The sequence below is a fragment of the Exiguobacterium sp. AT1b genome (genome assembly GCF_000023045.1).
Classification (GTDB): Bacteria; Bacillota; Bacilli; order Exiguobacteriales; family Exiguobacteriaceae; genus Exiguobacterium.
The window spans coordinates 113,433-133,521 of the sequence record NC_012673.1 but is presented as its reverse complement, the minus strand read 5'-3'; the positions used below and the strand labels follow the sequence as shown (position 1 = coordinate 133,521).

Annotated in this window: 16 protein-coding genes; 6 read left to right on the top strand and 10 right to left on the bottom strand. The window is 48.1% G+C overall.

Features of this window, described 5'->3' with window-relative positions:
* Positions 1–47 precede the first annotated feature (47 nt).
* Positions 48–2,639 carry a bifunctional acetaldehyde-CoA/alcohol dehydrogenase gene (gene adhE, locus EAT1B_RS00775; RefSeq protein ID WP_012726208.1) on the bottom strand — a complete coding sequence of 864 codons (2,592 nt, stop codon included), beginning with the start codon at positions 2,637–2,639 and terminating at the stop codon, positions 48–50.
* 388 nt (positions 2,640–3,027) lie between these two features.
* On the opposite strand from adhE, the gene EAT1B_RS00770 reads away from it, so the two are divergent.
* The 3 genes from EAT1B_RS00770 (at position 3,028) to EAT1B_RS00760 (ending at position 5,730) form a co-directional block, all read left to right on the top strand.
* Positions 3,028–3,474 (top strand): MarR family winged helix-turn-helix transcriptional regulator, encoded by a 447-nt coding sequence (locus EAT1B_RS00770; protein WP_012726207.1) that lies wholly within the window; start codon positions 3,028–3,030, stop codon positions 3,472–3,474.
* 80 nt (positions 3,475–3,554) lie between these two features.
* On the top strand, positions 3,555–4,268 hold the full coding sequence (locus EAT1B_RS00765) for a YebC/PmpR family DNA-binding transcriptional regulator (protein ID WP_012726206.1): 714 nt from the start codon (positions 3,555–3,557) through the stop codon (positions 4,266–4,268).
* Between the two features lie 142 nt (positions 4,269–4,410).
* Positions 4,411–5,730 (top strand): Na+/H+ antiporter family protein, encoded by a 1,320-nt coding sequence (locus tag EAT1B_RS00760; protein WP_012726205.1) that lies wholly within the window; start codon positions 4,411–4,413, stop codon positions 5,728–5,730.
* Positions 5,731–5,868: 138 nt separating this feature from the next.
* Here EAT1B_RS00760 and EAT1B_RS00755 read toward each other — a convergent pair whose 3' ends face one another.
* The 6 genes from EAT1B_RS00755 to EAT1B_RS00730 form a co-directional block, all read right to left on the bottom strand.
* Positions 5,869–7,320 (bottom strand): glutamate synthase subunit beta, encoded by a 1,452-nt coding sequence (locus EAT1B_RS00755; protein ID WP_012726204.1) that lies wholly within the window; start codon positions 7,318–7,320, stop codon positions 5,869–5,871.
* Positions 7,317–11,756: a glutamate synthase large subunit gene (gene gltB, locus EAT1B_RS00750; protein WP_012726203.1), complete on the bottom strand. Its 4,440-nt coding sequence runs from the start codon at positions 11,754–11,756 to the stop codon at positions 7,317–7,319. Before gltB ends, EAT1B_RS00755 begins: the two co-directional genes overlap by 4 nt.
* A gap of 254 nt (positions 11,757–12,010) precedes the next feature.
* Positions 12,011–12,763 carry a tryptophan-rich sensory protein gene (locus EAT1B_RS00745; RefSeq protein ID WP_012726202.1) on the bottom strand — a complete coding sequence of 251 codons (753 nt, stop codon included), beginning with the start codon at positions 12,761–12,763 and terminating at the stop codon, positions 12,011–12,013.
* Between the two features lie 116 nt (positions 12,764–12,879).
* Positions 12,880–13,692 (bottom strand): aldo/keto reductase, encoded by an 813-nt coding sequence (locus EAT1B_RS00740; protein ID WP_012726201.1) that lies wholly within the window; start codon positions 13,690–13,692, stop codon positions 12,880–12,882.
* A gap of 65 nt (positions 13,693–13,757) precedes the next feature.
* Entirely contained in the window at positions 13,758–14,552 is a 795-nt protein-coding gene (locus tag EAT1B_RS00735; RefSeq protein ID WP_012726200.1) for an ABC transporter permease subunit, read from the bottom strand.
* A 1-nt stretch (position 14,553) separates the two neighbouring features.
* A complete protein-coding gene (locus EAT1B_RS00730) occupies positions 14,554–15,426 on the bottom strand; it encodes an ABC transporter ATP-binding protein (protein ID WP_012726199.1) in 873 nt (290 codons plus the stop codon).
* Positions 15,427–15,547: 121 nt separating this feature from the next.
* Here EAT1B_RS00730 and EAT1B_RS00725 point away from each other — a divergent pair, with 121 nt between their 5' ends.
* Positions 15,548–16,111, top strand: a complete 564-nt coding sequence (locus tag EAT1B_RS00725; RefSeq protein WP_012726198.1) for a TetR/AcrR family transcriptional regulator — start codon at positions 15,548–15,550, stop codon at positions 16,109–16,111.
* Positions 16,112–16,147: 36 nt separating this feature from the next.
* Here the strand turns inward: EAT1B_RS00725 and EAT1B_RS00720 are convergent, their stop codons facing one another.
* The 3 genes from EAT1B_RS00720 to EAT1B_RS00710 form a co-directional block, all read right to left on the bottom strand.
* Positions 16,148–17,257, bottom strand: a complete 1,110-nt coding sequence (locus tag EAT1B_RS00720) for an FAD-binding oxidoreductase (protein WP_041918031.1) — start codon at positions 17,255–17,257, stop codon at positions 16,148–16,150.
* 79 nt (positions 17,258–17,336) lie between these two features.
* Entirely contained in the window at positions 17,337–18,071 is a 735-nt protein-coding gene (locus tag EAT1B_RS00715; protein WP_012726196.1) for a Bax inhibitor-1/YccA family protein, read from the bottom strand.
* Between the two features lie 26 nt (positions 18,072–18,097).
* A complete protein-coding gene (locus EAT1B_RS00710; RefSeq protein WP_012726195.1) occupies positions 18,098–18,622 on the bottom strand; it encodes a type 1 glutamine amidotransferase domain-containing protein in 525 nt (174 codons plus the stop codon).
* A 178-nt stretch (positions 18,623–18,800) separates the two neighbouring features.
* Here EAT1B_RS00710 and EAT1B_RS00705 point away from each other — a divergent pair, with 178 nt between their 5' ends.
* Together EAT1B_RS00705 and EAT1B_RS00700 are read left to right on the top strand one after the other, a co-directional pair.
* Complete coding sequence (locus tag EAT1B_RS00705; RefSeq protein ID WP_012726194.1) at positions 18,801–19,595, top strand: thymidylate synthase; 795 nt, start codon at positions 18,801–18,803, stop codon at positions 19,593–19,595.
* The gene (locus tag EAT1B_RS00700; protein WP_012726193.1) at positions 19,592–20,080 is read left to right on the top strand and encodes a dihydrofolate reductase; all 489 of its coding nucleotides are present in this window, start codon (positions 19,592–19,594) and stop codon (positions 20,078–20,080) included. The genes EAT1B_RS00705 and EAT1B_RS00700 overlap by 4 nt, the downstream gene beginning before the upstream one ends.
* The last annotated feature ends 9 nt before the right edge of the window (positions 20,081–20,089 follow it).

Here is a 20,089-nt window from a genome sequence, read left to right as displayed (position 1 = left end):
AAGAAAAGCCCGTTCGAGTTGAACGGGCTCCTTGTAGAGGTTGAAGCTTATACGCCTTCGTATGCTGCGTACATGATTTCTTTTAATTCTTCAACGAGCGGCATTTTCGGGTTGGCCGTCGTACATTGGTCTTCGAATGCGTCGACCGCCATCTTGTCGATCTTCGCATCAAGTTCTGCTTTCTTGATACCTTGCGCCTTGAACGAAAGTTTGATGTTCAAGCGTTGACCGAGCTCGATGATCGCTTGGACGAGTGACTCGACACCTTCAGCTGTCGTGCTTGCTGGAAGTCCGAGGTAACGCGCGATTTCTGCGTAACGTTCGTCAGCGATGAATGACTCATATTTCGGGAACGCCGCAAGTTTCGATGGGCGTGTCGCGTTGTAACGGATGACGTGTGGCATGAGAATCGCGTTCGTACGACCGTGTGGGACGTGGAACTCTCCACCGATTTTGTGAGCGATCGAGTGGTTGATTCCGAGGAACGCGTTCGCAAACGCCATACCCGCCATCGTTGAAGCGTTGTGTACTTTCTGACGAGCTTCCGCATCGCTACCGTTTTCATACGCTTTTGGTAGGTAGTCGAAGATCATCTTGATGGCGCGGAGGCAAAGTCCGTCTGTGTAATCATTCGCCATGACGGAAACATATGCTTCGATTGCGTGTGTCATGACGTCCATTCCTGTATCAGCCGTGATTGAAGCTGGGACGGTCATGACGAACTCAGGGTCGACGATGGCGACGTCTGGTGTGATCGCATAGTCAGCAATCGGATATTTCACGTTACGTTTTTTATCTGTGATGACAGTGAACGGTGTCACTTCAGAACCTGTACCTGACGTTGTCGGGATGGCGATAAACATTGACTTGTTACCGAGTGTCGGGAACTTATACGTCCGTTTGCGAATATCCATAAATTTCTGGCGTAGATTCGAGAACTTCTCTTCTGGACGTTCGTAGAAGAGCCACATGCCTTTCGCAGCATCCATCGGTGAACCACCACCAAGTGCGATGATCATGTCTGGTTGGAAGTGACGCATCGCTTCGGCACCGTTCATGACCGTTTCAACAGATGGATCCGGTTCGACTTGGTCGAAGATGCGGTACTCGACACCAGCCGGCAAGTTTTTGATGACTTTGTCAGCGAATCCGAGTTTGACCATCATTTCATCTGTGACGATCATCGCCCGTTTTTTCGTTGTGAGCGATTGAAGGTATTGTACTGAGTTTTTCTCGAAATAGATTTTTTCAGGTACTTTGAACCATTGCATATTCACGCGACGTCTCGCCACCTTTTTCACGTTGAGTAGATGTTTCGCCGTCACGTTTTCTGAGACGGAGTTTTTACCGTAAGACCCACAACCGAGCGTGAGGGATGGTGTCATTTCGTTATAAAGGTCACCGATTCCACCATGTGCTGAAGGTGAGTTGACGATGATGCGGCAAGCTTTCATACGGAGACCGAACTCAAGGATGGCATCGTCATCTGTTGAGTGGATGACCGCCGTGTGACCGAGACCACCAATCTCGAGCATTTTTTCAGCGATTGCAAATCCTTCTTCACGTGATTGAACTTTATACGCACCGAGAACCGGGCTTAATTTTTCGTGAGAAAGAAGTTCCGTTGCGCCAACTGTTTCAAGCTCTGCAATCAAGATCTTCGTATCCGCTGGTACTTTGAGACCTGCCTGTTCAGCGATCCATGCTGCCGGCTTCCCGACGATTTCAGGGTTGACCGCACATGTATCTGTACGAATGACGAGTGTTTCAAGTTTTGCTTTTTCTTCTGGTGAGCAGAAGTAGCAACCGAGTGCCGTCATCTCTGCTTTCACTTCTTCATATACTTCTTGATCGACGATGATCGCTTGTTCAGACGCACAGATCATTCCGTTGTCGAACGTTTTTGAAAGGATGACGTCTGAGATGGCACGTTTCACTTTCGCAGTCTTATCGATGTAGGCCGGTACGTTACCAGGTCCGACACCGAGTGCTGGTTTACCAGTCGAGTAAGCCGATTTGACCATCGCTGCCCCACCCGTCGCAAGGACCATCGCTACACCAGGGTGGTTCATGAGCGCTTTCGTCGCATCGAGTGACGGAACTTCAACCCATTGAATCAAGTTTTCAGGAGCACCTGCCGCCACTGCTGCGTCACGGAGGACACGAGCCGCTTCGCTTGAACATTGTTGCGCTGATGGATGGAACGCGAAGATAATCGGGTTACGTGTCTTGATGGCGATGATCGCTTTGAACATCGTTGTCGATGTTGGGTTCGTGACCGGTGTGACCCCAGCGACGACACCGACTGGTTCTGCGATGTATGTGATTCCGTTTTGAACGTCGTCTTCAAGAACGCCGACCGTTTTCTCACCACGGAGTGAGTTATAGATATATTCTGTCGCGAAAATGTTTTTGATCATCTTGTCTTCAAAGACACCGCGACCTGTTTCTGTATGTGCTAACTTCGCGAGTGCGACGTGTTGCTCGAGTCCCGCAAGCGCCATCGCCTGTACGATGTGATCGATTTTCTCTTGGTCGAACGTCATCAACGTATCGAGTGCCTTATGCGCACTTGCTACGAGCGTGTCCACCATTTGTTCTGCCGTTGTTTCCACTTTTGCTTTCTCTTTGACTGCCATGTTAGGTTCCTCCTCATAAGTGAGAGCTTTTTATGAACATATTGACTTGATGGAAGCACATTGTGATGACTGTTTTCAAGAGATTGTGCTTTCCTTCACATTCATAGAATACAATGTTTTTCAGTTTTTGTGGGTGACAACAATGTGAACTCTTTCACAATATTTTTTTGTCATTTGTTGATAGTTCTTGATTTTTGTATGCGTCCTCAGTAAAATCGAATACGTTTTCATGAAAATGGTCCAATTCTTTTATGTAAACGCTTACATATTTTGTGTCGATTCAATCTCATCCATGATGTATCAATCATCACATCAACCCGTTTTTAGGTTCAACTGCACCTAACTCGTGTATAATGAAAATAGAACCTAACTAGGAAGTGAATCTATTATGCCGAAACAAGATGCAGCGGACCAGTTTGTCAAACTGATTCCTTTAATTCGTCGTAAATTGTTACGTCGATCTGATTTTCCTCAAATTCCAAACCTGAACTTCTCTCATTTCCATCTATTGATGTTGATTGAGGACGAGGGGGCTGTCACGAATGGACGAATCAGCGAGACACTCTCCATCGCTCCACCGAACGTTACCCCGCTCATCACGAAATTGTTGAACGAGGGGTATATCACACGGGTGCCAGACGAGCGGGATCGCCGCGTGATTTGGAATCAACTGACCGAGAAAGGTGAACGAATCTTACTTGAGCGCAGAGACTCATTTCGTAGACTATTTGAGGAACGTCTCGCCTTTTTGAATGAGGACGAAACTGACCGACTCATTGAGAGTTTGAAGACACTTACAGAGATTGTCGAGAAGATGGACAAAGGTGACGAGTAAAACTTTTCTCGTCAATTCCCGCAACTTCTTATATAATCTGTAATGAATCTACGTACAAATGGAAAGAGAGATGACATGTAATGGGTCGTAAATGGAACAACATTAAAGAGAAGAAGGCGTCAAAAGATGCGAACACGAGTCGCGTCTATGCGAAGTTTGGTCGCGAGATTTATGTGGCCGCCCGTCAAGGGGAACCTGATCCTGAGTTGAACCAGTCATTAAAATTCGTGGTGGAGCGTGCGAAGACGTATAACGTGCCCCGGGCAATCATCGATCGTGCCATCGACAAAGCCAAAGGTGGCGATGAGGAAAACTTCGATGAGCTTCGATATGAAGGGTTTGGTCCGAATGGTTCGATGGTCATCGTCGATACATTGACGAATAACGTCAACCGTACGGCTTCAGAAGTCCGTGCCGCTTTCGGTAAAAACGGAGGCAACATGGGAGTCAGTGGTTCGGTCGCATATATGTTCGATGCAACTGCCGTCATCGGTGTCAATGAGATGTCGGCAGATGACGTCCTCGAACTGATGATGGAGCATGACCTTGATGTGCGTGATGTTATCGAGGAAGACGAGACGGTCATCGTCTATGCAGAGCCAGAAGCGTTCCACGCCGTTCAGACTGCATTCAAGGCTGCCGGAGTAGAAGAGTTTGCCGTTGCGGAATTGACGATGCTCCCGCAGAACGAAGTGTCACTCGATGACGCTTCGCAAGAACAGTTTGAAAAATTAATCGATGTGCTCGAAGACTTGGAAGATGTGCGCCAAGTGTATCATAACGTCGAGATGTAACACGTAAGCGATAACTTTCACGAGTTATCGCTTTTTTCATATTCGATTTGACAAGGGTCACATCATATGTTAAATTTCAAAAAGTCTTTATCATATTAAAGTGATACCAAGAGAAAGAAAACGCGAAAGGTGTTGGATCGATATGAACGCAGTATTACTTGCAGTCATCGTCTTATTTGCGCTCGCCATCAGCCGAGTGCACATTGTATTATCATTAATCTTAGCGGCGCTTGTCGGAGGGCTTGTTGGAGGACTTGGGTTCAACGATACGTTGACCGCCTTCAGTGACGGTCTTGGTGGTGGAGCGAGCATCGCACTCAGCTACGCGCTCCTCGGCGCATTCGCTGTCGGGTTATCGAAAACGGGGCTTCCGGACGTCTTAGCCGAAAAATTGATTGCGATGTCAGGTCGTGACGTGTCAGGCAAACGTGTGATGTACGTCAAAGCATTCCTATTGTCACTCATCTTATTGTTATCCATCAGCTCTCAAAACGTGCTTCCGATTCACATCGCCTTTATCCCGATTGTGATTCCGCCGTTACTGGTACTGTTCAATGAGTTGAATGTAGACCGTCGTCTCGTCGCAACCATTTTGACGTTCGGTCTTGTGACACCATATATGTTGTTACCTGTCGGGTTTGGTGGGATTTACTTGAATGAGATTCTCATCGCAAACGTTGAAGCAAACGGCTTGACTGTCGGAGACGTCAACATCATCTCGATCATGGGTATCCCGGCATTAGGGATGGTCGTCGGATTGATTGCCGCGTTCATTCACTACCGGAAACCGAGAACGTATGACACGATCGCACTCGGACCAACTGATTATGAAATACGTCAAATGAGTAGTTTGAAGATGATCATGACACTCGCAGTCGTTCTCATCGTCCTCATCGTTCAATTGCAGACCGAGTCGATGATCGCCTCTGCGGTGACTGGTTTGATCTTGCTTTCAATCTTCCGCCTGATTCCGTGGTCTGAGGCAGATGATATCTTCACAAGCGGCATGCGCATGATGGCATTCATCGGGTTTGTCATGATCGCCGCAAGTGGATTCGCTGCCGTCATCCGCGAGACAGGTGCGATCGAACCGCTCGTCAACGGAGCGAGCGATTTGATGGGTGACTCTAAACTCATTGCCGCTCTCGTCATGTTGCTCGTCGGCCTTGTCATCACGCTCGGAATCGGTTCAAGTTTCTCGACCGTTCCAATCATTGCAGCAATTTTCGTCCCGCTCTGTGTACAATACGGCTTCTCAGTCGAGGCAACGATTGCCATCATCGGGACTGCAGGAGCGCTCGGGGATGCAGGTAGCCCAGCGAGTGACTCGACACTCGGACCTACGAGTGGATTGAACGCTGACGGTCAACACGATCACCTACGTGAAACGGTTTGGCCAACGTTCTTACACTACAATATTCCACTCATCATCTTCGGTGTGATTGCGGCGATGGTGCTTTGATCATTTTTTCCGTCGTGAATAAATGGTTCCTAATAAAATGAGGATGAGAATAAACCAGATTCCCGTATACATGAGGATTTCGGTGAACATAAAACTCCTCCTAAACAAAAGATAAGGAGCGACGGCTGTCGCTCCTTTTTATGATGAGGTTTTTAATTCGGTCTTGCAAGTGTCGAGATACGCATCGACGACCTCTGCCACTTCTCGTCCTTCCCGAATCGCCCATACGATCAGGCTTTGCCCTCGCTTGGCATCCCCCGCGACAAAGACGTTTTCCGTTGCCGTCTGGAAATCTGTCGTCTTCTCGACACCGATTTTCCGCAACTCGTGCTCTGGTCGTTCAAATCCAATGGCGACGAGGATCAGGTCCGCCGGATACGTCTCTATCGAATCTTCCTCAACGAAGAAAGTCGCTTGACCATCCGGGTTGACGACTTTCGTCATCCGTTCCGTTTCAATCCCTGTGACACGCCCTTCTATCGTGACGATTTGGTTGGAGCGAATCAAATACGTTCTCGGGTCTTTCTCATAGACCGCGAGTGATTCCGCATACGCATAATCCGTCGTTAGCGTGTCCGGTTGAAGTGGCCAAGGTTTCTCCGGTGCACGAAGCAACCCTTTTGACGGGTGCTTCCCAAATTGAACGACTGATTTTGCACCTTGACGGATTGCCGTCGCCACACAGTCGGCTCCAGTATCCCCACCTCCGATGACGATGACATTTTTGTCTTTGGCATCATACATGGACGGAAGCGATTCTCCTTTACGCTCACGCATAGAAGCCGTCAAATAATCCATTGCCATTTCGACACCACGTGCATCATCGCCATCAATCCCGAGCGTGCGCTGTTTCTGAGCGCCAGTCGCGAAAATCACCGCATCGTATTGGTTCCGAAGCGCCTCCACTGTCACATCCGTACCGACCTCAATATTCGTCCGGATGACGATTCCCTCTTGTTCGAGCAACCGAATGCGACGTCTCACGACATCCTTATCCAGTTTCATGTTCGGGATTCCGTACATGAGTAGCCCTCCCGGTTCATCCGCCTTCTCGATGATGGTGACCGAATGTCCGAGCTGGTTCAGTTGGTCAGCAGCCGCCAATCCAGCCGGACCACTTCCGACGACGGCAATCGTCATCCCGCTTCTTCGATGGACCGGCCTTGGTTTCACCCAACCTTCTTCAAACGCCCGATCGATGATGGTTCGTTCAATCGATTTGATCGCAACCGGATCTTCACTGATTCCGAGTGTACAAGACCCCTCACACGGTGCGGGACAAACTCGACCCGTAAACTCCGGGAAGTTATTCGTCTCCATCAATCGGTGATACGCTCCCATCCAGTCCGATTTGGTCACAAGCTTGTTCCACTCCGGGATATAGTTGTGAATCGGGCACCCAATCGTCTCTTGTCCAATCATATCCCCGACATGACAGAATGGAGTGCCACAGTCCATACAACGTGCAGCCTGCTGTTTGACCGATTCGTCATCCATTCGTGTCGCATATTCTTCATAATCCTTCACTCGCTCATCCACAAGACGCTCAGGTAATGTGGACCGTGCGATGTTTAAAAAGTTATGTTTCATGCGTTACCCCCCTCAGTCACAACCCGGAACAATTCAAGTGCTCGGTCCGCTTCGCTCAATTCCGGTCGATTCGCCTCGATTTGACGCATAACGTCCAATACATTCGCATAATCTCGAGGAACGACCTTTACAAAGTGAGAGCGAGCTTGTTCGAACGACTCTAAAATAGTCCGTGCTTTAACACTGTCTGTATGAAACTGATGCGCTTCGAGAAGTGCATAAATTTGTTCCATATCTTCATCGTTCAATTCTTTCACGACGGAGACGAGCTCCTCGTTGACGAGTCGATCGTACGCTTGATCCCCATAAATATATGCGACGCCACCTGACATGCCGGCTGCAAAGTTCCGTCCGACATCACCGAGGACGAGAACCGTTCCCCCGGTCATATACTCACATCCATGATCGCCGACTCCTTCGACGACTGCCGTCGCCCCGGAATTTCGAACGGCAAAACGCTCGCCGACGTGACCGTTAAAGAAGGCTTGTCCGCTCGTCGCTCCGTACAAGCAGACGTTTCCGGCAATCATTTGATTACTTTCATCAAACGGTGCATGTTTTTCAGAGATCAATGCTAATTTCCCACCGCTCAAGCCCTTCCCGATATAATCGTTGGCATCCCCGATGACAGAAATGGTGATTCCTCGCGGTAAAAATGCTCCTAAGCTTTGTCCGGCTGACCCACTGAGGCGAAGCGAGATGGTATCGTCCGCTAAACCGACCTGACCGTGAACTTTCGTCACTTCAAACCCCAACTGTGTCCCGACGGCACGATCGGTGTTTCGGATGCGACCAACGAAGAAGGTCGGTTGCAACGAGCTGATTGACCGTGAGACTGCCGGAATCAATTTTCGGTGATCATAGGAACGGTATGCCGGGTGAGCGACTTCTTCACGCTCAGGAAGTGGTGTCGACATCGAGAGCATCGGTGCTAAATCTAACCGTTTTGCTTTCGGATGTTTCGTCTTCCATTCACTTTCTTTGAGGAGATCCGTTCGACCAATCACGTCGTCTAATGATGTCACACCGAGTGATGCTAAAATTTCTCGTACTTCTTCTGCCAAGAACGTCATCAGGTTGACGACGTGTTCTGGTTTCCCCATAAATTTCTGACGAAGCACAGGGTCCTGTGTCGCCACACCGACCGGACACGTATCCAAATGGCATGCACGCATCATAATACATCCAAGGACGACGAGTGGCGCTGTCGCAAACGCAAACTCTTCCGCCCCGAAGATGGCAGCTAGGACGATGTCTCGCCCCGTCATGAGCTTTCCGTCCGTCTCAAGTGTGACTCTCCCCCGTAACCCGTTCAACGCGAGCGTTTGATGCGTCTCTAAGAGTCCAAGTTCCCAAGGAAGACCTGTGTGCTTGATCGATGTCTTTGGAGAAGCACCGGTTCCACCATCATATCCACTGATGACAATCGTATCGGCGTTCGCTTTCGCGACACCGGCTGCAATCGTCCCGACACCTGACTTCGAGACAAGTTTGACACTGATTTTCGCATTCGGGTTTACATGCTTTAAGTCAAAGATGAGTTGGGCCAAGTCCTCAATCGAATAAATATCGTGATGTGGAGGCGGTGAGATGAGTCCAACCCCCGGAACGGATCCACGCACTTCGGCGACCCATGGGTACACTTTATTTCCTGGAAGTTGACCACCCTCACCCGGTTTTGCCCCTTGCGCCATCTTGATTTGAATTTCATCGGCATGGTAAAGATATTCTGCCGTCACCCCGAATCGTCCGCTCGCGACTTGCTTGATGCGGCTGATGCGTTCGTTTCCAAACTCATCCGGGACGAAGCGGGCCCGGTCTTCCCCGCCTTCTCCAGAGTTACTTTTCGCACCGATCTGATTCATGGCGATAGCGAGCGTTTCATGCGCCTCTTTCGACAAGGACCCAAATGACATCGCGCCTGTCTTAAAACGGCGAACGATCGACGTGACTGGCTCTACTTCTTCGAGCGGGACAGGACGTTGTGTTTTAAATGCAAACAACTGTCGTATGAACTGTCCTGATGATTCATGCAGCTTCACATAAGCATCATAATATTTACGTTCATTCTCACGACAGGCACGTTGCAACAAATGAATCGTCTTCGGATTGAATGCATGTTCTTCTCCGTCTGCACGCCATTGGAAATCACTTCCCGCCTCGAGCGGACGATTCGTCGCATAGGCGGACGTATGGAGTGTTCTCGCTTCGTCTTCAAGTTCTTCAAATCCGATTCCAGACAGTTGGGACGTCGTTCCCCTGAAATGCGTCTCAATCAAATCACGATCTAATCCGACAGCTTCGAAAATTTGGGCCCCACGGTAGCTTTGAATCGTCGAGATACCCATTTTCGACATGATTTTGACGATGCCTTCGACAACTGCTTTTTGATACGAGCGAATGGCCTCTTCAAATGAATGCGCGATTTGTTCTCGTTCGACTAAGTCTCGTATCGTCGCATAGGCTACATAAGGATATACCGCATCTGCCCCATACCCAATCAAGGTCGCTGCCTGATGCACTTCTCGAACTTCACCGCTCTCACAAATGAGACTACAGTTCGAGCGCAAGTTCTCTCGAATCAAGTGTTGATGGACCGCACTCAGTACAAGGAGAGACGGCATCGCAATCCGTTCATTACTGACGAGACGGTCAGATAGGACGATCACGTTCGCACCATTTCGTACAATCTGGCTGACCTGTTGCAAAAGGGCTTCAAGCGACGCCTCTAAATCATTCGTAAACGTTGTATCGACTCGTTCGACCTTGAGCTTCTCGGCAAGTTGCTTGAGGATTGCCCCATCAATCATCGGATGATTCAACCACACACGTTTCGCGTGACCTCGTCCGGTATGGACCGGATCTCCTTGCGGACCAATCCAAGTAAACGTAGCCGTGACAATTTTCTCCCGTAACGCGTCGATTGGCGGGTTGGTCACTTGTGCGAAGTGTTGTTTGAAATAATGGAACAAGGAACGGGGCCGCGTCGAGAGCACCGCGATTGGTTGGTCATGCCCCATCGAGCCGATTGGATCTTTTTCGTCTTTGATTAACGGAACCATGTACTGTTCAATGTCTTCTTTCGTATATCCAAACGCACGTTGCACACGTCCGAGTTCAAGTAGTTCTTCTTCAACGACCCCTCGATCCTCAATGGTCATCATCTGCTTTAGCCATTTGTGATAAGGCTCTGACTTCGCAATCGTCTCTTTGATCTCATGATCAGGGATCAATCGCTTTTCAATCAAGTCGATCAACAACAACTGTCCTGGTCTTAGACGTTGTTTAGATTTGACGTTCTCTGCGTCAACCGGAATGACTCCTGTTTCAGAGGAGAGAATCAATTCCCCGTCCAATGTTTCGACATAACGCATCGGACGCAAGCCGTTACGATCTAAAATTGCTCCGATTTGCCTTCCATCTGTGAAGACGACTCCAGTCGGTCCATCCCACGGCTCCATGATGGATGAATGATACTGGTAAAAGTCGCGCTTGAACGGTTCCATCTTTCCTTCGACAAATGGTTCAGGAATCAACATCATCGCCGTATGGGCGATCGAACGACCTGTTCGTGTGAAGAATTCAAAAGCGTTATCGAGCATGGACGAGTCGCTCCCATCCTCTTGAAGCACAGGAAACAAGTGTTGAACGTCTTCGAATAAGTCTGTTGACGTGACCCCTTCCCGTGCTCGCATCGCATCGATATTCCCTCGTAGCGTGTTGATTTCTCCATTATGAACAATCATTCGATTGGGATGCGCCCGTTCCCATGACGGAAATGTATTTGTAGAAAAGCGAGAATGAACGATGCCGAACGTGCTTTTATAGTGAGAAGATTGCAAGTCCAAATAAAATGCTGCGATTTGATTTGGCGTCAACATCCCTTTATATACGATCGTTCTCGTTGACAGGCTTGCGATATATAGGCGTAATGATTCGACTTTTTCGATTTTCCGACGAAGTTCATAGAAGACGCGTTCATTCGCATCCTCGTCTAGGAATGGACATGAGATAAACCATTGATAGATGACCGGTTGTGTGACCCGTGCATGTTCCCCGATTTGCATCGGGTCGACAGGTACTTCGCGCCATTCGATCGTCGAACAATCCAGTTCATCCGCCATCCGTTCCATCAACGTGATTTTTTCATGTAACTGATTCTCAGACGGCTGAAAAAAAACCATTCCGACAGCGTAACGACCGAGTGACGGAAGGTTCATGGTTTGCGTAAACAATTCGTGTGGAATCTCAGTCATGATACCCGCCCCATCACCAGCATCGATGACACCTTGTCCTCCTCGGTGCTCTAAATTACATAACATCGAGAGCGATTTTTGGACAATTTCATGTTTCTTTAGCCCATGTAAATTGACGTAAAGTCCAATCCCACACGCATCTTTCTCAAATTTTGAGTCATACAAACCAACTCGACTCATATCATCGACCCCTTTCACTCACAGTTTCGTAATTAACATTCTGTTCTAAATATTCTGAAAAATCAAGTGAGTTGCATGCATTTTTGCATAATAGGAATCGCATCGATTCATATTGAAAGCGTATACATTACTGTTATCAATGGATTTATCGTTTTTAGTTATGTTCGATAAAGAATAAATATCCATAAATATTATTTATTTATAGGTTCTTCAGAACATAAAAAAAGGATATCCTGAAGATACCCTTTTCTTGATTATTGTTCTACTGTTTTACGCGGATGATGTAAAAACGATTCCGGACGTTTCCACAAAATCAAACCGATATACCCAATCGCAAGCAATGCGAGGGCGCTGACAATTACAACATAGAGTGTGCCTTCTTCGATTCTCGCAAAGATTCCGATATACGCCCAGACGAATACGAGTGGATAGATGAAATCATGATGCCACCACATAAAGAGAAGGGCAAGAATCACACCGACCATCAGCATAAGTGAGGTCCAGGCGAGTTCATCAAGACCTAACAGCGACGTGATCTGTTCCGTCTTCATCACAACGAACGTGTTGACGATGGTCGCGACTGATACCCATCCGATGTAGATGGAGAACGGGAACCGATCGAGCCAGCTCGTAGACGTCCGAAAAGCGATATAATACAACCAACACAGCGTAGCCAGGAACAACACCATGATGACAAGTGAGACGACAAACCATTCGTTCGTGAATGCCAATAGCCATAAACCATTCAGCACGCAAGAGACTAAGAAACCGGCTTTCATCCGCTCGGCTTGACGATTCGCCGTCGTCCCTTTCTTCAACTGGAGCACCAGCCAGACGAGTAGCGCGACATAGATGACACCCCAAATCGAGAAGGCGTACCCTGCCGGCTTAAAGTAGATATCGATGCGGTCCGAAACCGCCGCGTTGTCGCCGCTCGCAAAGTAGTTGATGACGACGGTCGCTAAAAAAGCAACCCAGTTTACAATCGGCCATTTTGATAAGTCCATAAGCACGATCTTCTAAATGAAGATCAAACACCTCCTTTTGTAACATAATATTCAATACCCGCATCCATGTGACTCTACACGTACAAAGGGGCTCGCATATGCGAACCCCTTCTCAATTAAAAGTCGATTTCGTCTGGATCTGGTCCGAGACGTTCCCTTGTCGCCACTTGATCGATTTTCGCCAAATCGTCCGCATCGAGTGAGAAGTCGAATACATCAAAGTTCTCACGGATTCGATGTGGTGTCACCGATTTCGGTAACGCGACATGACCAGACTCAAGATGCCAACGGAGAACTATCTGCGCCGGCGTCTTCCCATGTTTTTCTGCAATCTCAGAAAAGGCAGGGATGTCCAAAAACTTACCTTGCATGAGTGGGCTCCACGCCTCGATCTGAATCCCTTCATCTTGACAGTAATCCAACAAATCCGGTTGCGGGAGTTGTGGATGAAGTTCAACTTGATTGATGAGTGGCGCCATCAGACCGGCTTCTTTCAATGTTTCTAAGTGGTGTTCTTTAAAGTTGGATACACCGATTGCTTTGATTTTTCCGGCTTCATATAAATCGATGAGATCTTTCCACGCATCGACGAACCCATCTACCGGCCAATGCAACAGACAAAGGTCCAAATAATCTGTCTGGAGTCGTTTTAACGAGTCTTCGAATGCCTCTTTCGTTTTGCCTTCACGAATGTCATCATTCCAAATCTTCGACGTGATGAACAATTCAGAGCGGTCTACACCCGAGAGATGAATTCCCTTCGCAACGCCCTCTTCATTTTTATAGATAGCAGCCGTATCGATGTGACGATAGCCTGTTTTGATGGCTTCAACGACAGCAGCTGGTGCCTCGGTTTCATTATCGACCTTCCAGACACCAAAGCCGATCATCGGAATTTCGACCTTATTTCGTAATGTTGCGTAAAGCATCTCATTCATCCCCTTTTCATTCTAACGAGCTGATTGTATCATACCCGAGAATTTATTTCGGAAAACTAAATCGTCAAATCTTTTCGGGTGAATCGGATGAACGAGAGTGCTGAAAAGATGGTCAGGAGAGCGAGTAACCAGATGAAATGGATTCCCCAATATTCCTCACGCATGATGGCACCGGCGTCAAAGAGAGAGAAGAATGAGAGGTTTGACATCCAATCGAATTGATCGCTCACTCCTTGGATGATGTTCACCATGAGAAAGAACGTGAATATCCCGCCCGTCACCATATAGGATTTATTACTATCATCGAACAGACTCGCAATCACATAAGCGGCTACGCCTAGGACGAGCAACATGAGCGCCCCATTCAATTGAAGCATCCACAGAACCGCATAGTCGATTTGTAAATCGAACAGAAGGTCCGCTGCCATTAAACTCAATCCATTCAGACCGACAAATAGTCCGACTGCCACAATCAACACAACAAAGCTTGACATCACATACGTGACTCGAGAAATCGGTGCCGCCATATACAGCATGATTTCTCCAGAATCGACCGGTTTAGCCAAGAGTTTCGAGGCGAAAGTCAATGCGAATAAAACTGCGAGGACGTAGAAAATCAAGCCATAATAGTTACTCGACAATAGATTGAGGACGTTGTCCATCGCCATCGACGCATCGATTTGGAAGACATCTAGAAGCTCAGGTGGCAACGACTCTAATTTTGCCTCAATCAATCCTGTTTCTTGAATAGATGGGAAGATTGCGGCTAAGAAAAAGAGATATATGCTAGTCCCGACTGAATATCCTAGAATCCAACTGCGATTCTGTTTCAACATGGAGCGAATTAACATGTCATGTCGCCTCCCCGTAATACTGCATGAATAGATGTTCGAGCTCGTCTGTGCCACTTGTCAGTGATTGAACCTGAAACTCCGCCAACGTTCGGATGAGGTGGTTCAGCTCTATCGGTGTCGAGATGGTGACCTCAACATGCATGCCGTCCCGTTCACCAGAATCGGCCGCGAATCGAACGGCTTCCGCTTCCGTTGAAAATTCGACTCGATACCGTTTCACGCTATGTTGTCGTAATTGTTCCATGTCCTCTTCGATGATGATGCGTCCATCTTTAATCAACGCGGCACGGTCGCACGTCCGTTCCATCTCAGGGAAATGGTGAGAACTCATGAGAATCGCTTTCCCAGATTGCTTTTCTTCAATTAACCAATCGATTAGACGATCTTGCATGAGCGGGTCTAATCCGCTCGTCGGTTCATCCAATATATAGACCGGCACATCTTTCATGAAACAGGTGATGATGGCGAGTTTTTGCTTCATCCCTTTTGACATCTTCCGTACTTTCGTCGCCTCATCGAATGAAAACCGTTCACGTAATTGCCGTTCACGATCCGAATTCGTTTTGTGCAAATGGCGCGTCAATCGAATGATTTCTTCTCCCGTCATGTTCTGGGGATAATTGATTTCTCCTGGCAAATAGCCGACACTCCGTTTCACTTGCTCCGTCTCCTGCCAACAATCGAATCCGTTGATGGTCGCCTTGCCTTCACTCGGCTTCAACAGACCCATCAAATGTCGAATCGTCGTCGATTTTCCAGCGCCGTTCGGTCCGATGAATCCGAAGATTGTTCCTGGTGTCACTTGAAGGGATACATCAAAAATGCCATGTGTATCATCAAATCGTTTCGTCAATCGCTGAATCCGAATCATCTCGATCCCTCCTTTTTTGTAATATCTGAACAATATCATTACAAAACTAGTATATCACGTTCTTTTTTGAAATGGAAATGGTATATTGATTACAAAACTAGAGAAAGGAGCGCTTCGATCAATGGATGGATTTGCGAAACGCACCGAAGAAAAACAACAAGCGATCTTACGTGCCGCTTTTGACTTGATGACAGAGAAGCAATCCCGATTTACAATCAGTGAACTAGCGAAACGAGCGCATGTCTCCCCCGTATCCATCTATAATTACTTCGGTTCAAAAGACCAGGTCATCGTGGAAATCTTAAAGCAAATGACAGAAGAGCAGATGAGTTGGATTGAACAGGCGATTGAGTCGAACGCTCCCTTCGATGCGTTACTCGTCGAAATCCTAAAACGAAAAATCCAGACAGCGGTTCTCTTTGACGAGACCATCACAGCAATGATTCAACAAGACCCGAACTGGGAACACCTTGCGACTCGAGGATATACTGCTTTCGCCCAGTTGATTGAATACGGGAAGGCCCAAGGGTCAATCGATTCGACGTTATCCACTTCTTCTTATTTACGCTATGTACAATTCATGCAACAGGCCATCCTGTCCGATCCTCAGTTTTCAATCGAGGATATGAAGGAAACGATGGAAGTCTACTTTCATTTCTTTTTGAATGGGGTCATGAAACGGTAAAAGGTGACTGTCTCAAGCAAGCAGACAGTCACCTTTTTATGTGTGATAGATAAAGTCTTCAATTGGATAGAGCGATAGATCCACTTCCGCGTCTCCTGTCAGAACGAGGTCACTCAACACTTTTCCGATGAATGGGCCGACCGTCAAGCCGGATGAGCCCAGACCGTTCGCGACTAACAGTTTTTCTGCCCCAGGCACCCTCCCGAGAACGGGAATCGAATTTGGTGTGACCGGACGGAAGCCGACCTTCGTCTCAACGAGTTCTGCTTCAGCAAGTCCAGGTGCCGACTCCAAACCTTTTGTCAGTACTTCGTGTACACCGATTGCAGTCGGACGAACGTCGAACGCTTTTCCTTTCTCATGTGTCGAACCGATGACCACTTTTCCGTCGTCAAATCCGAGTAAATAGCGGCGTCGGGGCGGCATGACGACCGGCCAGTCAGATGCATCTGTATCCTTCAACTGGACGTGGACGAGCTGGGCCTTTTCCCCTTCGACTCGTACCGTATATCCAAGAGGCTGCAACAGCTCCGGTAACCAAGCACCCGTCGCGAGGATGATTTCATCCGCTTCATAGACCACTCCGTCACATTCCACATCAATCACATTTCTACTCGTCAACCGTGCGGAACCGTTGACAAACTTGACGCCACGCTTGATGGCGACTCTCTCAAGCGCAGCGCGAAAGCGACCACCGTCGACCCTAGCCCCTCCTGTCACGAAGAGTGCATCGTATTCATCCGATAACGGTGGGAAACGATGTTGTGCCTCTGCTGCAGTCAATCGTTCGAGTTCACCGATTTCTGGCGCTTCTTCTCGACGAAGCAATGTTCGCTCCATCATCTGGTCGAGCTTCGTTTCTTCATGGAGTGCAAGTGTCCCGACACGTTTATACCCGGTGTCCGTCTCCCCTTCAGCTTCCAGCTCTTTGACGACTTTAGGATAATAGCTAGCTCCACCTTTTGCCAGTGCATACCAAGCTTTATTGCGTCGCTGCGCAATCCACGGACATACGATTCCAGCCGCCGCATCCGTTGCTCTTCCTTCTTCTTTCCGGTCAATGACCGTCACATCCGCTTTACCAGCTAAGTGATAGGCAGCCGAAACACCGACGATCCCTGACCCGATAATCACTATCTTCTTCATCATAAATCTGTCTTGAGCAGACAGATGGACACATCCTTTCGTAAAAAAATCATCGACCCAACGGATCGATGATTGATTCTTATTCTCTCATCGCTAGACGATAAAGTAAATCTAACAACTCAATATACAACCAGACGAGCGTGACGATTAATCCGAATGCCGCGACCCATTCCAACTGTTTCGGTGCCCGAGCTTCGACTTGACTTGCGATGAAGTCAAAATCCAAGACGAGAGCAAGCGAAGCGACGATGACAATCACGAATTGAACACCGATCGCAAGTGGGCTTGAACCGGTCATGAATGCCAAGCCTGAACCGAACAAACTCATCACGAGTTGCACAAGATATAACAACATGACTGTGAACATGGCTGCCATAACACCGGCTTTGAATTTCTGTGTCACTTTGACAAGCCCTGTCGTATAGACAAACCACATCGCAAAGGCGACGACAAACGTCGTCAGTACGGCGCGTCCCACAATACCAGGGACCATCGCTTCGAAGAAATACGAAATCGAACCGACGAAGACACCTTCGATAATCCCGTATAGTGGTGCGACGACCGGAGCCGTATTCGGTTTAAACGTGATGAGCAAAGCAAAGATAAAGCCGAGGATGAGTGACCCGATCATGAGCGGGAACAAGAGCCCTTCTCCGATTGTCGGGACGACAAGCCATGTCGTACCGGCTGCCGCTGTCACGAGTAAAAGCAAGGTGAACACTTTAGACCACGTACCTGCTTTCGTCATCGGTTCGGCACTGTAAGCTGTGGACTGCATGGATTTACGAAGTAATGGATTCGATTTTAAGTTCAACGTTGAATAGCTCCTTTATGGTTCAGTTACTGTTTTGCGAAGACGTCGATGAACGCACGCATATAATCTGGTAAGTCTGGCGGACGACGACTTGAGACGATATGTCCGTCGACGACGACCGGCTCATCATGCCAAATCGCTCCCGCATTTTCCATGTCATCTTTGATTCCCGGCGTGCTCGTCACGTTCACCCCGTCTAGAATGTTCGCAGAAATCAACACCCAACCGGCGTGACAGATTTGACCGATTGGTCGTTTTTGTTCATCCATATAACGGACGAATCCTTTCACCGAATCGAAACGGCGCAATAAGTCAGGTGACCATCCTCCTGGCACGAGGATCGCATCGAACGATGTGATGTCGACATCATCGAACGCCACGTCAGATTTTGCGGGCACACCGTATTTACCGATATATGCGTGATCGGCCTTCTCCCCAGCGAGGATCACGTGCGCCCCCTCTTCACGAAGGCGATGCACCGGGTACCAAAGCTCTAAATCCTCGAAGTCATCACTGACAAGTTGAAGGACTTTCTTCCCTTGTAATTTCATCAAACCCCTCCTTTTGTTCATTCCCCATTATACCCGAAAGCGACAGTCACGAAAACGAAGAATCATGATTGTTTTTCCAGGATATTGATTATGGATGATTCTCACCACTATATCTTGTGTTTCCTCCCTACAATTGATACCTTTAGTGGTAGGAGATTGAGAAGGAGGCACACTACGTATGAAACAATATCATGACTTATGTCGACATATCCTCGACCAAGGTGTCGTAAAAGAAGACCGGACCGGGACCGGGACAACGAGTGTATTTGGTTACCAAATGCGTTTCAATTTACAAGAAGGGTTCCCCTTGATCACGACGAAAAAATTACATATCCGTTCCATCATTCACGAACTATTATGGTTCATCTCAGGAGAGACGAACGTCCGATACCTTCAAGATAATGGGGTCCGCATTTGGAACGAATGGGCAGACGAAGAAGGCAATCTTGGTCCAGTATACGGTTCACAGTGGCGTTCATTCCCACGCCCGGACGGCTCGTCCGTCGATCAACTGGCTCAAGTGATTGAACAAATCAAGACGAATCCAGATTCGAGACGATTGATCGTGTCGGCATGGAACCCAGGACAGCTCGAAGAGATGGCCCTCCCGCCGTGTCATTTACTTTTCCAATTCTATGTCGCGGACGGAAAGCTTTCGTGCCAGTTATATCAACGAAGCGCCGACACGTTTTTAGGTGTTCCATTCAACATCGCATCGTATGCACTTTTGACGCATATGGTCGCACACGTGACCGGACTTGAAGTCGGCGACTTTGTCCATACCCTTGGTGATGCACACATCTACCACAACCATCTCGAGCAAGTGGAGCTTCAACTGTCGCGTGACCCGCGTCCGCTACCAAAACTCAACATTGTCCGTGACGTATCTTCAATTGAATCATTCCGTTTTGAAGACTTCGAAATTCTCGGTTATGACCCGCATCCACATATTAAAGGAGAAGTGAGCGTATGATTTCACACGTCGTCGCATATGGGCAGAATCGCGAAATCGGAAAAGACAATGATTTATTATGGCGCTTACCAGATGACTTGAAACATTTCAAGGCCATCACGTCTGGCGGGACGGTCGTGATGGGAAGAAAGACGTTTGAGTCCATCGGTAAAGCGTTGCCGAACCGACGCAACATCGTCGTCACATCTGATGTTTCCTTTTCAGCCGATCAAGTCGAAGTGTGGCATGATTTAGACCGTCTCGCCGAAATGAGTCAACAGGAAGAATGGTTTGTCATCGGTGGGGCCATGTTATATGAACAGACGATGCCGATGACGAGCCGGATCTATGCAACGGAAGTCGCTGCATCGTTCGAGGCCGATACGTATTATCCCGAACAGACTGGGGAATGGTCCGTTACGAGTACGATCGACCACCCGCAAGATGAAACACATGCATATGCCTTTTCATTCAAACAATACGACAAAACAGACATCGCATCATGATGTCTGTTT